At 65.9% G+C, this 14,349-nt stretch carries 13 protein-coding genes and 1 tRNA gene; 9 read left to right on the top strand and 5 right to left on the bottom strand.

Going from position 1 to position 14,349, the window contains the following annotated elements:
- Window positions 1–302 precede the first annotated feature (302 nt).
- Window positions 303–388 (bottom strand) — tRNA-Leu (locus tag CH249_RS05745).
- 207 nt (window positions 389–595) lie between these two features.
- Between CH249_RS05745 and CH249_RS05740 the strand changes: the two genes are divergently transcribed.
- The 7 genes from CH249_RS05740 (at window position 596) to pknB (ending at window position 10,360) form a co-directional block, all read left to right on the top strand.
- Window positions 596–2,047: a DUF3662 and FHA domain-containing protein gene (locus tag CH249_RS05740; RefSeq protein ID WP_094682421.1), complete on the top strand. Its 1,452-nt coding sequence runs from the start codon at window positions 596–598 to the stop codon at window positions 2,045–2,047.
- Between the two features lie 168 nt (window positions 2,048–2,215).
- Window positions 2,216–2,680, top strand: coding sequence for an FHA domain-containing protein (locus CH249_RS05735; protein WP_032397005.1), 465 nt, complete (start codon window positions 2,216–2,218; stop codon window positions 2,678–2,680).
- Entirely contained in the window at window positions 2,677–4,116 is a 1,440-nt protein-coding gene (locus CH249_RS05730; RefSeq protein WP_045197786.1) for a PP2C family serine/threonine-protein phosphatase, read from the top strand. Before CH249_RS05735 ends, CH249_RS05730 begins: the two co-directional genes overlap by 4 nt.
- On the top strand, window positions 4,113–5,570 hold the full coding sequence (locus CH249_RS05725; protein ID WP_094682422.1) for an FtsW/RodA/SpoVE family cell cycle protein: 1,458 nt from the start codon (window positions 4,113–4,115) through the stop codon (window positions 5,568–5,570). Before CH249_RS05730 ends, CH249_RS05725 begins: the two co-directional genes overlap by 4 nt.
- Window positions 5,567–7,051, top strand: coding sequence for a penicillin-binding protein 2 (locus tag CH249_RS05720; protein ID WP_032397002.1), 1,485 nt, complete (start codon window positions 5,567–5,569; stop codon window positions 7,049–7,051). Before CH249_RS05725 ends, CH249_RS05720 begins: the two co-directional genes overlap by 4 nt.
- Window positions 7,052–7,058: 7 nt before the next feature.
- Window positions 7,059–8,426 carry a serine/threonine-protein kinase gene (locus tag CH249_RS05715; RefSeq protein WP_094682423.1) on the top strand — a complete coding sequence of 456 codons (1,368 nt, stop codon included), beginning with the start codon at window positions 7,059–7,061 and terminating at the stop codon, window positions 8,424–8,426.
- Complete coding sequence (gene pknB, locus CH249_RS05710) at window positions 8,423–10,360, top strand: Stk1 family PASTA domain-containing Ser/Thr kinase (RefSeq protein ID WP_032397000.1); 1,938 nt, start codon at window positions 8,423–8,425, stop codon at window positions 10,358–10,360. Before CH249_RS05715 ends, pknB begins: the two co-directional genes overlap by 4 nt.
- A 16-nt stretch (window positions 10,361–10,376) precedes the next feature.
- On the opposite strand, the gene CH249_RS05705 is transcribed toward pknB, so the two are convergent.
- Together CH249_RS05705 and CH249_RS05700 are read right to left on the bottom strand one after the other, a co-directional pair.
- Complete coding sequence (locus tag CH249_RS05705) at window positions 10,377–11,018, bottom strand: aminodeoxychorismate/anthranilate synthase component II (protein WP_045200668.1); 642 nt, start codon at window positions 11,016–11,018, stop codon at window positions 10,377–10,379.
- A gap of 13 nt (window positions 11,019–11,031) precedes the next feature.
- Window positions 11,032–11,778 (bottom strand): DUF881 domain-containing protein, encoded by a 747-nt coding sequence (locus tag CH249_RS05700; RefSeq protein ID WP_094682529.1) that lies wholly within the window; start codon window positions 11,776–11,778, stop codon window positions 11,032–11,034.
- 203 nt (window positions 11,779–11,981) lie between these two features.
- Here CH249_RS05700 and crgA point away from each other — a divergent pair, with 203 nt between their 5' ends.
- Both crgA and CH249_RS05690 read left to right on the top strand, forming a co-directional pair.
- Complete coding sequence (gene crgA, locus CH249_RS05695) at window positions 11,982–12,245, top strand: cell division protein CrgA (RefSeq protein WP_094682424.1); 264 nt, start codon at window positions 11,982–11,984, stop codon at window positions 12,243–12,245.
- A 36-nt stretch (window positions 12,246–12,281) separates the two neighbouring features.
- Window positions 12,282–12,767: a PH domain-containing protein gene (locus CH249_RS05690; protein WP_094682425.1), complete on the top strand. Its 486-nt coding sequence runs from the start codon at window positions 12,282–12,284 to the stop codon at window positions 12,765–12,767.
- A 77-nt stretch (window positions 12,768–12,844) separates the two neighbouring features.
- Here CH249_RS05690 and CH249_RS05685 read toward each other — a convergent pair whose 3' ends face one another.
- Both CH249_RS05685 and CH249_RS05680 read right to left on the bottom strand, forming a co-directional pair.
- On the bottom strand, window positions 12,845–13,774 hold the full coding sequence (locus CH249_RS05685; RefSeq protein ID WP_045197780.1) for a rhomboid family intramembrane serine protease: 930 nt from the start codon (window positions 13,772–13,774) through the stop codon (window positions 12,845–12,847).
- Window positions 13,775–13,798: 24 nt separating this feature from the next.
- Window positions 13,799–14,335, bottom strand: coding sequence for a peptidylprolyl isomerase (locus tag CH249_RS05680; protein ID WP_094629007.1), 537 nt, complete (start codon window positions 14,333–14,335; stop codon window positions 13,799–13,801).
- Window positions 14,336–14,349: the final 14 nt, after the last annotated feature.

Genomic DNA, 14,349 nt, shown 5'->3' with positions numbered 1-14,349 from the left:
GCACGAGCGGGTGAGCTCATGGTAGAAAAGTGAGGGTCTCGACGGATCCGGCCGTGGTGAGGCCGATCCAACTACGAACGATAAGTCAGCACCTGGGTGCCCCCGCAAATAAGGTAAGCCTATTATGGGCTTTCACCTGCGAATTCTCGTATACGAGACGCCATCGAGACCGGGTACTGGACCAACCCGGCCGACATCGACCGAGAATCACACGCCTGTAGGACGATTCGAGGATCGGGCCGCGAGGAAACCGACCCGGAAGAAACTACTGGCCGCAGCGATCGAATCAGCTGCGGCCAGTGTGGTGGGCGGAGGGGGACTTGAACCCCCACGTCCCGAAGGACACTGGCACCTGAAGCCAGCGCGTCTGCCATTCCGCCACCCGCCCGGGTAACGGCGAGAACACTAACACGCACCATGCCGCGCTCGAAAATCGCCGCGTCGGGCAGCCGGGAGCCGACCGCGGCGGGCAGTCCCCGTCGGCGGCACCGTATATCATGCTTGCAGCGCGACTTCGTGATGACACGCGGCCGTCGCGTCCTGCACACCAGCAGGCACCACACGGTGGAAGAACACAGTGAGAGGAGGGGTCACGATGGGCATCGTTCAACGTTTCGAACGCAAGCTCCAAGGCGCTGTCGGCGACGTCTTCGCCCGCGTGTTCGGCGGAGGCGTCGTACCGGCGGAGGTGGAGGCAGCGCTCCAGCAGGAAGCGTCGGATCTGGTTCGGCCCCTGGACGGCGGGCATCTGCTGGCACCCAACAGCTACGTCATCACCATCAACAGTTCGGACCACGACGAACTCGCCGGCGACCGAGAACTCACGGTCAAGGCGTTCTCACGCCACCTCGACGATTACATCCGCGATCAAGGCTGGCAGACCTACGGCGACGTGGTGGTTCGATTCGAGCCGTCGCCCACCCTGCACACCGGACAGTTCCGTGCCAGTGGCTCGGTCGATCCCGATGTGGGACGATCGGCGACTGCTGGCCGCAACGCGCAGCAGGGTGCCTCGGCCCCGAAGAACGTATCGGCTCCGCCGGCACCCAGTCCCGTCCCTTCAGCTACGCAGCGACCGTCTGCCCCACCGATGTCGATACCAGGAGCCGGCCACATGACGCAGAACCCAGGCTACGACCCGCAGCGCGATCCCGCGGACGGCCATCGTCCCGATCCGCGCACGCGCAACGGTTACGCCGGTGGCCAGGATCCGCGCTACCCCGCACGTGAGCAGAACGGGTACGACGCCCAGGCCTACGCGCCTGCCGATCACGATCCGCGCTACGACCAGCAGCCGTACAACGGTGGCTACGACGAGCAGTCGTACCCCGAGCAGGGTCAGGCCTACAGCGCGGCCGGCCAGGAACAGGGCTACGACCCCAAAGCCTACGGCGCGCCCGGCGGCCAGGATCAGGGCTACGGTGCCCAGGGTTACGACGCGCAGGGGTACGACGGCCAGGCATACGACGCGCAGGCCTACAACGCGCAGGGCTACAACGGCCAGGGCTACGACTACAACGCCGCCGAGCAGGGTGCCGCGTACTCCGAGGCCCCCTACCAGGAGCAGGCGTACAACGACCCGGCCGGCCGGTATGCCGAGCCTCAGGCCGCCGGATATCAACAGCCCGGCTACCAGCAGCCCGGCTACGACTACCCGCCTGCGCCGGCCGCCTACGGCCGTGGCTATCCGCAGGGTGCGGGCGACCGCGGGGACGGTTACGGCTACGACCAGCCCGCCTCGTACGCAGGGCGGAGCCAGGCGCTCGCCGCCACGCTGCAACTGGAGGACGGCAGCGGCCGCTACTTCCAGCTCCGTGACGGTCAGAACATCATCGGCCGTGGCCAGGATGCACAGTTCCGGCTCCCCGACACCGGTGTCTCGCGTCGGCACATCGAGATCCGGTGGGACGGCCGCGTGGCCATGCTCTCCGACCTCGGTTCCACCAACGGCACCACCGTCAACGGCGCTCCGGTGCAGGACTGGCAGTTGGCCGACGGCGACGTCATTCGGGCCGGTCACTCCGAAATTCTGGTTCGGATCGTCTGACGATCGACGTGGGCTCGGGTGGGGGTTCGACTCGCACTCTCGTCCACCCGTATGTCGTCGACACGAGCTGCTTCACCCTATGATGCTGCGAGGCAACCATGTCTGCCGCGCCGCGACTTTGCGCGTGTGCGGAACACGGGTCGATTGCGAAGGAGGAGGTGAATCGTCGTGCAGGGATTGATTCTGCAACTGACAAGGGCGGGCTTCCTGCTCTTGCTGTGGTTCTTCGTCTGGGCCGTCCTTCGCACCTTGCGCAGTGACATCTATGCGGCCGCAGGCATGCGAGTGCCTCCTCGCTACTCCGGCGGCTCGAAAGTTCTCCCGTCGTTCAACAAGCAGAAGGTGGCCAAGTACCTCGTGGTGACCCAGGGCGGTCTCGCCGGAACGCGCATATCGCTCGGCACGCAGCCCGTCCTCATCGGGCGAGCGGACGACTCCACTCTCGTTCTGACAGACGACTACTCGTCGACGCGGCATGCGCGCATCTCGCCCCGCGGCGGAGATTGGTACGTCGAAGACCTCGGCTCGACCAACGGCACCTACCTCGACCGCGCGAAGGTGACCACCGCCGTTCGCGTCCCCCTGGGAACCCCTGTCCGCGTCGGCAAGACCGTGATCGAGTTGCGCCCGTGACCCTCGTCCTTCGCTATGCCGCCCGCAGTGATCGCGGTCTGGTTCGATCCAACAACGAGGACTCCGTGTACGCCGGGGCTCGCCTACTGGCGCTGGCCGACGGCATGGGCGGTCACGCCGCCGGTGAAGTGGCCTCGCAGTTGATGATCGCCGCATTGGCTCATCTCGACGACGACGAGCCCGGCGAGGATCTGCTGGGCAAGCTCGAGGCAGCCACCCGCGAAGGCAACGCGTCCATCGCAGATCAGGTCGAGGACGAACCCGAGCTGGACGGCATGGGGACCACACTGACCGCAATCCTGTTCGCGGGCAAGCGAATCGGACTGGTACACATCGGCGATTCGCGCGCGTACATGCTGCGCGACGGCTCGCTCACCCAGATCACCCGAGACGACACCTTCGTTCAGTCTCTCGTCGACGAAGGCCGCATCACCGCCGAGCAGGCGCACACACATCCGCAACGGTCCTTGATCATGCGTGCCCTCACCGGCAACGAGATCGAGCCGACGCTCACCGTTCGGGAAGTGCGCGCAGGCGATCGATATCTGCTGTGCTCCGACGGCCTCTCGGACGTCGTGAGCGACGAAACCATCGAGAACACTCTGAACGAGGGCGAGACGGGACCCTGCGCCGACCGACTGATCGAACTCGCGCTTCGCAGTGGCGGGCCCGACAACGTGACGGTCGTCGTCGCCGATGTGATCGACCTCGACTACGGACAGAGCCACCCCATCCTCGGCGGTGCCGCCAGCACCGAAGACGAGGAGGACGCCCCTCCGCCCAACACCGCAGCAGGGCGCGCCGCAGCGATGCGTCCCCCCCGTACGACGCCCAAGCGCGTCACCGCTCCGGTTGTCGCACCGGAGAAGAAATCGCACAAGCTGCGCTGGACACTCATTGCCCTGACCCTGGTCGTTCTCGCCGGAATCGGTGCAGTGGTGGCCAATTCGATCATCAAGGGCAATTACTACGTCGGTGCCGACAACAGCAAGGTGACCGTGCTGCGCGGGCTGCCCGGCTCGGTGCTGGGGTACTCGCTGCAGAGCGTCGAACTGATCGGCTGCCTCGACGACGACGGAGCCGTCACGTTGACCGCGCCGGATGCCGCCCCGGCGGACTGTGTTCCGTTCGAGATCGACGATCTTCTGCCTGCTGCACGTGAGCAGGTCACGGCCGGGTTGCCGTCGGGATCTCTCGACGATGCGCGCGGTCAGGTCGAGCGGTTGGCCTCCGGGGACCTGCTTCAGGTCTGCGAGACCGAGCCGGTCGTGACCACGACCGTCGAACCGACTCCGACGGCGATCATCCCGCCGCCCGCGGCCCCGCTGCCGCCCACGGTCGAACCCACTCCTGAGGCAGCACCGACCACCACAGCGGTGCCGACACCGACGGTTCCGCAAATTCCCGGTCAGAACTGCAGGACCGGTACTCGATGAGTTCCAATCCGTCCGCGGGAGGATCCTTTCCGAGTCCGCCCGAAGGGTTCGCGCCCGCGCCGGTTCAATCCAACCGACGCGGCATCGAAATGCTGTTGCTCGGCGCTGCCGTTCTGATCACCACGATCTCCTTGGTTCTGGTCGAAGCCAGTCAGGAACAGACCATCACCTGGGATCTGGCGAAGTACGCGGTGGCGTATCTCGCGCTGATGACGGTGGCGCACCTGGCGGTACGCCGTTTCGCGCCCTACGCGGATCCGTTGCTGTTGCCGATCGTGGCGTTGCTCAACGGACTCGGTCTGGTGCTCATTCATCGCCTCGATCTGGCCGACGAGCAGCAGGCCCAGTATCTCGGCAACCCCATTCCGTCCCCCGATGCCAACCAGCAGGTGCTGTGGACGACGCTGGCCATCGCCGGGTTCGTCGCTCTGCTGGTGCTGCTGCGCGATTACCGCACCCTGGCTCGCTACGGCTACACCGTCGGACTCGCCGGACTGGTGCTCCTGGCCATCCCGGCCATGCTGCCGTCGGCATTCTCCGAGGTCAACGGATCGAAGATCTGGATCCGACTGCCCGGCTTCAGTATTCAGCCCGGTGAGTTCGCGAAGATCCTGCTGCTCATCTTCTTCGCTTCACTGCTGGTGGCCAAGCGCGAACTGTTCACCGTCGCCGGCAAGCACTTCCTCGGAATGGACTTCCCACGGGCACGCGATCTGGGGCCGATCCTGGTCGTCTGGATCGTCTCGGTCGGCGTACTCGTGTTCGAGAAGGACCTCGGTACGTCGCTGCTGATCTTCGGAACCGTCCTGGTGATGATCTACATCGCCACCGAACGCGTCGGCTGGTTGATCATCGGATTCGGGCTGTTGCTCGTCGGATTCCTGTTCGCGTATCAGGTGTTCGGCCACGTCAAGATCCGCACCGACACCTGGCTGCACCCGTTCGACGACTACAACGACACCGGCTACCAGATCGTCCAGTCCATGTTCAGCTTCGCCACGGGCGGGTTGGCCGGCACCGGGCTCGGCAGCGGTCGCCCGTCCCAGGTTCCGTTCGCCAAGACCGACTTCATCATCGCGACGGTCGGAGAGGAACTCGGCCTCATCGGCCTGACCGCGGTCCTGATCCTGTACTTGCTGTTCATCATTCGCGGCTTGCGTACCGCGCTGGCCGTCCGCGACAGCTTCGGCAAACTGCTGGCCGCAGGTCTGTCGTTCACCATTGCCATCCAGCTGTTCGTCGTCGTCGGCGGCGTCACCAAACTCATCCCACTGACCGGCCTCACCACGCCGTATCTGTCCTACGGAGGATCGTCGCTTCTCGCCAACTACCTGCTCCTCGCGCTGCTGATCAAGATCTCCGACGCAGCCCGTGAGCCGGCAACGCCCAAGAAGAAGCCCGCCCCCGCAGCGCCCATCGCGGAGGCACCCACCGAGATGGTGAAGCGCGCATGAACACTCCCCTGCGCCGCGTCTCCATCGCCGTGATGGTCATGGTCGTTGCGTTGCTCGCCAACGCCACCTATCTCCAGGTCATCAAGGCCGACGATCTGCGCACCGACCCCAGGAATTCGCGAGTACTGCTCGACGAGTACTCGCGCCAGCGCGGTCAGATCTCGGCAGGCGGTCAGGTACTCGCGTCCTCGGTCCCGACCGACGACCGCTACAAGTACCTGCGCACCTACCCGCAGAATTCGATCTCCCCCGCCAGCCCGCAGGCCAACGCGCCGATCACCGGCTACTATTCGATGCTGTACTCGAGCAGTGGCCTCGAACGCGCCGAGGATCCCGTCCTCAACGGATCCGACGACCGGCTCTTCGGCGGACGCCTGTTCGACCTCATCTCGGGCCGAGATCCCCGCGGCGGCAACGTCGTCACCACCATCGACCCCGTCGTTCAGCAGGTCGCGTACGACCAGCTGACCGCCAAGGGATACACCGGTTCGGTAGTGGCCCTCGACCCCGCCACCGGCAACATCCTGGCCATGGCCAGCACCCCCAGCTACGATCCGAACCTGTTGGCCAGCCACGACGGCAGCACCACCACCGAAGCGTGGGAGAACCTGAGCAACGATCCCGAGAAGCCGATGGTCAACCGGGCGATCTCGCAGACCTACCCACCCGGATCGACGTTCAAGGTGATCACCACCGCAGCCGCACTCGAAGCGGGCGCGACACCGGACGATCAACTCACGGCCGCGTCGAACATCACGTTGCCGGGGACATCGACGACACTGGAGAACTACAACGGGTCGACGTGCGGCGGTGGCCAGACGGCAACCCTGCGCGAAGCGTTCGCACGCTCGTGCAACACCGCCTTCGTCGAGCTCGGCATCGACACCGGGGTCGACAGGATGCGTGAGACCTCCGCGGCATTCGGCATCGGTGAGGACTCGACCATTCCGCTCACCGTCGCCGACAGCACCATCGGGCCCATCGACGACGACGCCGCGCTCGGCCAATCCAGCATCGGCCAGCGCGATGTGGCGCTGACCCCGCTGCAGGACGCCGTCATCGCCGCCACCGTCGCCAACGGCGGCGTGCGGATGGCCCCGAACCTGGTGCAGCAGCTGCAATCTCCCGACCTGTCGGACCTGTCGAGCTACCAGCCCAAGGCCATGGGCGAGGCGATCAGCTCGGCGACCGCGGCGACGCTGACCGATCTGATGATCGGCTCCGAGAACAACACCAGCGGCGAGGGCAAGATCCCCGGCGTCCAGATCGCGTCGAAAACCGGTACCGCAGAACATGGTTCCGACCCGCGCAACACCCCACCGCACGCGTGGTACATCGGATTCGCACCCGCCGACGACCCCAAGGTCGCCATCGCCGTCATCGTCGAGGACGGCGGCGACCGAGCTCTCGCCGCAACCGGTGGATCCGTGGCCGCCCCCATCGGGCGAGCCGTCATCGCAGCCGCATTGCAGGGGAGGTGAACGTACGGTGCCACTGAGCAACGGGGCTGTCATCGCCCAGCGCTACCGACTGCTGCGCCTGATCGCCACCGGCGGTATGGGTCAGGTGTGGGAGGCAATGGACAATCGCCTGGATCGCCGCGTGGCGGTCAAGGTACTCAAGGCCGAGTTCTCCGAGGACCCGGAATTCCTGCAGCGCTTCAGGTTCGAGGCGCGCACCACCGCACAGCTGAACTACCCCGGAATCGCCGGGGTCTACGACTACGGCGAGACCCGTGACGGCGCGGGCGAATCACTGGCCTACCTGGTGATGGAACTGGTCAACGGTGAGCCGCTGAACGCGGTGTTGGGCCGGATGTCCCGGTTGCCGCTCGGCCATGCCCTCGACATGCTCGAACAGACCGGCCGCTCCCTGCAGATCGCGCACACCGCAGGCGTCGTCCACCGCGACGTCAAGCCGGGCAACATCCTGATCACCCCCACCGGGCAGGTCAAGATCACCGACTTCGGCATCGCGAAAGCGGTCGACGCGTCGCCGGTCACCAAGACCGGAATGGTCATGGGCACGGCGCAGTACATCGCCCCCGAACAGGCACTCGGCGAAGAGGCCACCTCGGCTTCCGACGTCTACTCGCTCGGAGTCGTCGGATACGAAGTACTCGCGGGCACGCGGCCGTTCGTGGGCGACGGCGCCCTGACCGTGGCCATGAAGCACGTCCGCGAGACGCCGGCACCCATGCCGCTCGACCTGCCCCCTGCCGTACGCGAACTCATCGAGATCACGATGGTCAAGGACCCCGCCGCGCGCTACGCCAACGGTGGCGAGTTCGCCGACGCCGTCGCCGCGGTCCGTGCAGGCCGTCGCCCGCCCGCACCCGGAAACTCCCGCGGTACGGGCACCGGCCGGGTCATGATGCCGGGCGTCGTACCCAGCCCTGCGGTGCCGCCGTCGAGCACCCAGATGATGCCGACATCGCAGCGCGAGTACCGCGGACCGGTCACCGGAACGGCAGCCGCCGCAGTCCCCGAGTCCACCGGAATGTCGTCGGCGCAGAAGGCCCTGGCCTGGGGCGGCGCCGGACTGCTGCTGCTGGCCATCCTCATAGGCGGTTACGTGCTGTTGACCGGGGGCAGGGACGACACGCCGACTCCGTTCGTGCCGCCGACCACCACGACCACGCAGCCGACCACCACGACGACCACAACCACCGAACCCACGACGACCACGGAAGAAACCACCACCGAAGAAACCACGACGACCACGACGACGACCACAACCGAGGCGCCGACGACCACCGAGGAAACCACCACGACCTCGGCCGAGCCGACGCAGACGACGACGAGACGGCCGCTGATCGAGATTCCATTCCAGCAAGATCCTCGAGGACAACAATGACGACTCCCCGTACGCTGTCCTCTCGCTACGAGCTGGGCGAGATACTCGGTTTCGGCGGCATGTCCGAGGTTCATCTGGCACGTGACACTCGGCTGGATCGCGACGTCGCCATCAAGGTCCTGCGCGCCGATCTCGCTCGCGACCCCACGTTCTACCTGCGCTTCCGACGCGAAGCCCAGAACGCGGCCGCCCTGAACCACCCCGCCATCGTCGCCGTGTACGACACCGGCGAGGCCGAGACCGAGGCCGGACCGCTCCCGTTCATCGTCATGGAGTACGTCGACGGCGACACCCTGCGCGACATCGTGCGCGCCGAGGGACCCATGGCGCCGCGTCGGGCCATGGAGGTCATCGCCGACGTCTGTGCTGCACTCGATTTCAGCCACCGCAACGGAATCGTGCACCGCGACGTCAAACCCGCGAACATCATGATCAACAACGCGGGCGCCGTGAAGGTGATGGATTTCGGCATCGCGCGTGCCATCGCCGATTCGTCGTCGCCGATGACCCAGACCGCCGCCGTCATCGGGACCGCTCAATATCTCTCACCCGAGCAGGCCCGCGGCGAACAGGTCGACGCTCGATCGGACGTCTACTCGCTCGGATGTGTGCTGTTCGAGATCCTCACCGGCGAACCGCCGTTCAAGGGTGATTCACCGGTCGCCGTCGCCTACCAGCACGTGCGCGAGGATCCTCAGCTGCCGTCGTTGGTCAACGACACCGTGCCGCGCGAACTCGACTCGATCATCCTCAAGGCGATGGCCAAGAACCCCGCCAACCGCTACCAGAGCGCCGCCGAGATGCGTACCGACCTGGTCCGTGTCCTCGGAGGTCAACGCCCGAGCGCCCCGATGGTCATGAACGACGAGGACCGCACCACGATCCTCGGATCGGTCGACTCCCGGCAGGCAGACTTCTCCGGCGCGGACAAACCGGCCGCAGCCGCCGCACCCCGTGCGTCGAGGCACGCCGAACGCGAGGACGAACCCAGGAGCCGTCGCGGCCTCAAGATCGCCCTCGTTTCCGCGGCGTCGATCATCGTCGTCGCGATCGTCGGAGCATTCCTGTGGTCTCTCGGTCCCGGAGCGGAGCCCACGTCCGTCACCGTGCCGTCCGTCGCCGGACTCGTCGCGGACGAGGCCCAGCGGGAACTCGAGAACGTCGGACTACGCGTCACCGTGCAGGAGAGGCCGGATGCGTCGGTCCCCGAGGGTTCGGCGATAGGCACCAACCCGGCCGCAGGGTCACAGACCGAATCACCGGGAGACATTCAGCTCGATGTCTCCTCGGGCCCGCAGCAGGTGCAGGTGCCGCGGCTGACCGGACGAACGCAACAGGAGGCGGCAGACGCCTTGAACGAGGTGGGCCTCGAACTCGATCCCACCGTCGCCCGTGCGCCGTCGACGCCGGAGAACCTCGACAAGGTCATCGAGCAGAACCCGTCCTCGGGCGTGAGCATGAACGCCGACTCGCAGGTTCGCATCACGCTCGGTTCGGGGCCTGCGCAGGTCCGGATGCCCAACGTCGTCGGCCAGCTCGTCGACGTCGCGCAGCCGAACGTCGAGGGTGCTGGGCTCCGTGTCCAGATACAGAACATCGACTCGAGTCAGCCGGTGGGACAGGTCGTCTCGACGGACCCGACCGGTGGTGCCAACGTCGCTGAGAACACCGTCGTGACATTGCGGGTCTCCAACGGCGACAAGATCCCGATGCCGGACCTGTCCGGCCTCACCGAGGCTCAGGCCCTGACAGCGCTGGAATCGGCAGGGTGGACCGGAACTGCATCGAACCTGTCGACGTCGAGGCAGTCGACACTCGACCCACTGATGGTCGGGCGAATCGTCAACCAGACGCAGCCGGCAGGCTCGGAGATCAGCAAGACCGACACCATCACCGTGAGCATCGGGGCGCTGGGAATCCCCAGCGGCAACTAGCCGCGTCGAGACCGGCTCAGGCGAACGCCTCGGCGACCTGGGCCTCGAGCTTGGAAACCAGACCCTGGTCGGTGGGCATCCCGCAGACGGTCAGCCAGTTCGCCAGCATGCGGTGACCGCCCTCGGTGAGGATGGACTCCGGATGGAACTGGACGCCGTGAATCGGTAGTTCGGTGTGCCTCATGGCCATCACCAGACCGGATTCGGTGCGCCCGATGATCTCGAGTTCGTCCGGGATCGTGTCCTCCCGGACGGTCAGCGAGTGGTAGCGAGTGGCCGTGAACGGCTCGTTCATCCCCTCGAGCACTCCGACGCCCGAATGGTGCACCAGGCTGGTCTTACCGTGCAGCAGTTCCGGAGCCTTCTCCACCGTCGCACCGAAGGCTGCACCGATCGCCTGATGGCCCAGACAGACCCCGAGCAGGGGCGTCTTCGCGCGAGCGCTGGCCGAGACGAGATCCATCGTGGCACCCGCGCGCTGCGGCGTGCCCGGCCCCGGGCTGAGCAGAATGCCGTCGAACCGGCCAGCAACGGCGTCACGATCGGTGAGGCGCTCGTCGTCGTTGCGCCAGACCTCGACATCGGCATTCAACTGGCCCAGGTACTGGACGAGGTTGAAGACGAAGCTGTCGTAGTTGTCGACGACGAGAATACGCATGTGGACAGCGTACTCAGCGAGGCTGTGCATACCGCATGCGCACCGATTCGGAGTACGCGGGCACCGAGAGGTTCTCGGACGCTGCGACGTCGTAACGGAGGCCGTACCGAAGCGCGTACTGCTCGTACAACCGCACACCCGGCTCGTTCTTCAATGCCGCGCGCAACCGATCCGAATCTCCGATCGCTGTCATCACGTACGGCGGACTGTACGTTCGCCCGCCGAGCAGAAGGGTGTTCCCGATGCACCGCGGAGCCGACGAGGCCACCAGGCGTTGATCCTGCATCGCGATCGCCGACGCGCCGCCGGCCCACAACGCGTTGAGCACGCTCTGGACATCGACCTGATGAACCACCAGATCGTCGACGGACGCGTCGGACGCATACGAGCCGTCCGGTCCACGGGGAGCGTCGGCCATCGTGACGGTCACACCCCCACCGGACGCGGGCTCGCGTCCCGCCGCGTCGGCCAGGGAATCGATACGCACCAACGCATCGGCAACCTCGGTGTCCCCCGTCGCAGTGCGTTTCTGGATGGACTCGACCTGCTGCTCGAGCGCGTCCCGGCTCCGCTGAGCATCGTCACTGCTGAGTCGGGCCGCATCGACCAGATCCGCGAGCCGAGTGGTGTCGCCGCCGCGCAGCTCGGAGCCGTCCGAGACATGCCTGGTGGTGCCGAGCAGCAGACCCACGACAGAGCAGACCACCACGGCGAGCACCCACCAGCGCGTGTCGGCGGGGGCAGTCGATCGTCGTCTCACGGGTGCTCGCAATTTGTCCGGTGGGTCGGTGCTGGGCTCACCTGCGTTAGCGTGTACAGCAACCGGTTCGGTGACCGTCACGGTCCTCGAGGTGACAATAGCCTGGGGATGCGCGGCACCCGCCGATCCACAGGTTCCGACCGTAAGTTGTCCACAGGTACGGCCGCAGTGCCACCGGCCGTCACGAACACGAAGAGGAAGCAATGCCGAAGTCGAAGGTACGGAAGAAGAACGACTACACGATCAACCCGGCGAACCGTACGCCGGTCAAGGTCAACGCCGGGCCGTCACCGGTCTGGTACGTGGTGCTGATGCTGGGATTCATGCTGGTAGGGCTGCTGTGGCTGATCGTCTACTACCTGGCTTCCGAGGACATCGCCTTCATCGGGAACCTCGGCGCCTACAACTTCCTGATCGGCTTCGGGTTCATGATCGTCGGACTCGTGATGACCATGCGGTGGCGCTGAGAGCCGACCGAGTTACATCGATGTCATTCATCCCCAATGTGGATAAACCCTGTGGATAACTCTACGAACGATCCACAGGGTGTGTACGAACAGCAGTGGGCGACGCCCCTCGTCGCCGTCGCAGCCCTGGTCGTAGGCGGAATCGCGCTCGGAATCGGAGCCGCACTCTCATCCACCGACGCAGCCGGAACATTCCTCGTCGGGCTCGCCGCCGTCGGAATGTGGATCATGGCCGCACTCGCCGCCGCACAACGCCCCCGACTGGCCATCACCCACGACGGATCACTGGTGATGAAACGCCTCGGCGGCAAACACACGTACACCCGCAATGACATCGTCCGCATCAAAATCGTGAAATACCCACGACTGGGCCGACGCGTCCCGATGCTCGAACTCGACGTCCGCCCACCCGGCGAAGACGACGACCGACTCATCATCTTCGGCAGATGGGACCTCGGAACCGACCCCCGAGATGTGTACGACGCACTCGAAATACACGGTCTGGTGCCCCGCAACTCCTGACCGCCCGGCCCCCAGGGGTCACTCAATGTGACATTCAGTGGCCTTTTGGGGGGTCGATGTCACATCGAGTGGACTTGCTAGAGGCCCATGTGGGCGCGCAGGTCGAGTACACGGATGGCGATGATGCCCAGTGACACCAGAGCGACGGCGATGACCGAGAGCCAGGCCATCGACACGCCGGCCATGGTTCGTTGTCGACCCGTGTCCGGGGTTCGTCGGGAGAGGAACACCAGACCGGCGGTTGCGGCGGCGCCGGCGACGAGTCCGCCCATGTGTCCCCACAGCGAGATGCTGGGGATCGAGATGCTGATGAAGATGTTCACTGCGATGACGATGAGGATGGGTGCCGGGCTTCGCTTGAGCCGCAGCAGGATGACGGCCTGCGCGCCGAGGAGGCCGAAGACGGCACCGGACGCGCCGACGGTGAGCGCCAGTGGGTTCTCCAGCAGCATCACCGACGCGCTTCCGCCGAGGAGCGAGAGGAAGTAGACGACCAGGTAGCGGGTTCGGCCGAGCACGAGTTCGACGTCGCGACCGATGATGTACAGCGCGAACATGTTCACGAGCAGGTGGATCGGCCCGTAGTGGACGAAGCCGCTGCCGATCAACCGGAACACGTCGCCGTCGGAGACGAGCAGGCTGTTGAGAGCCCAGCTGCGCGCGAGCGCGGATCCGGAGGTGTTGTTCATCGGATCGCCGGACTGTGCCACGGTGATGCCGTAGACGATCACGTTGACGGCGATGAGGGCGTACGTCAGGGGGGTTTTGGCCGATCGTGCCATGGGTGCACCGGCGACGGTCTGCGCAGTGCGGATGTTCTTGTTGCCCTCGCGCACGCAATCGACGCAGTGCTGTCCGACGGCGGCGGCCTGCAGACACTGCGGACATGCCGGCCGGCCGCAGCGCGAACAGGCCAGGCCGGTGGGGCGATCGGGATGTCGGACGCACACCGACTGGGGTGGGTTGGGCTGGTCGCCGTAGGCGCCACCCCAGCCGGGGTTCGTCATCTTGTCGAGAGTCCTTCGGTCAGATCAAGAGATGGTGACGTTGTTGATGACGACCTCGTCCACCGGGCGATCTCCGCGGCCGACCGGCGTGCTCGAGATCGCGTCGACGACCTTCTTCGACGCCTCGTCGGTGACCTCACCGAAGATGGAGTGCTTGCGGTTGAGGTGCGGGGTCTTGCCGGTGGTGATGAAGAACTGCGAGCCGTTGGTGCCGGGGCCGGCGTTCGCCATGGCCAGCAGGTACGGGCGATCGAAGGAGAGCTCCGGGTGGAACTCGTCCTCGAACTTGTAGCCCGGTCCGCCTGCACCGGTGCCGGTCGGGTCGCCGCCCTGGATCATGAAGCCGTCGATGACGCGGTGGAAGACCGCGCCGTCGTAGAACGGTCCGGTCTTGGCACCCGATGCGTTCTGCGTCGTGTACTCCTTGGATCCGTCCGCGAGACCGACGAAGTTCGCGACGGTCTTGGGGGCGTGATTGCCGAACAGTTCGATGACGATATCGCCGCGGTTGGTGTGCAGCGTGGCCGTTTGGGTCTTGTTTGGTGAAGTCACGCCCTCCATCGTGCCATCTCGGG

The sequence above is a fragment of the Rhodococcus sp. 05-2255-3B1 genome, from assembly GCF_002258545.1.
Lineage (GTDB): Bacteria > Actinomycetota > Actinomycetes > Mycobacteriales > Mycobacteriaceae > Rhodococcoides.
The sequence above is the reverse complement of the archived record's forward strand: the minus strand, read 5'-3'. Positions and strand labels throughout refer to the sequence as shown.

Excerpts from the sequence above, each read along its gene's own strand:
- CH249_RS05740 (WP_094682421.1), top strand. The coding sequence starts at position 596 with ATGGGCATCGTTCAACGTTTCGAACGCAAGCTCCAAGGCGCTGTCGGC.
- CH249_RS05725 (WP_094682422.1), top strand. The coding sequence starts at position 4,113 with ATGAGTTCCAATCCGTCCGCGGGAGGATCCTTTCCGAGTCCGCCCGAA.
- CH249_RS05720 (WP_032397002.1), top strand. The coding sequence starts at position 5,567 with ATGAACACTCCCCTGCGCCGCGTCTCCATCGCCGTGATGGTCATGGTC.
- pknB (WP_032397000.1), top strand. The coding sequence starts at position 8,423 with ATGACGACTCCCCGTACGCTGTCCTCTCGCTACGAGCTGGGCGAGATA.
- CH249_RS05705 (WP_045200668.1), bottom strand. The coding sequence starts at position 11,018 with ATGCGTATTCTCGTCGTCGACAACTACGACAGCTTCGTCTTCAACCTC.
- crgA (WP_094682424.1), top strand. The coding sequence starts at position 11,982 with ATGCCGAAGTCGAAGGTACGGAAGAAGAACGACTACACGATCAACCCG.
- CH249_RS05690 (WP_094682425.1), top strand. The coding sequence starts at position 12,282 with ATGTGGATAAACCCTGTGGATAACTCTACGAACGATCCACAGGGTGTG.
- CH249_RS05685 (WP_045197780.1), bottom strand. The coding sequence starts at position 13,774 with ATGACGAACCCCGGCTGGGGTGGCGCCTACGGCGACCAGCCCAACCCA.
- CH249_RS05680 (WP_094629007.1), bottom strand. The coding sequence starts at position 14,335 with ATGGAGGGCGTGACTTCACCAAACAAGACCCAAACGGCCACGCTGCAC.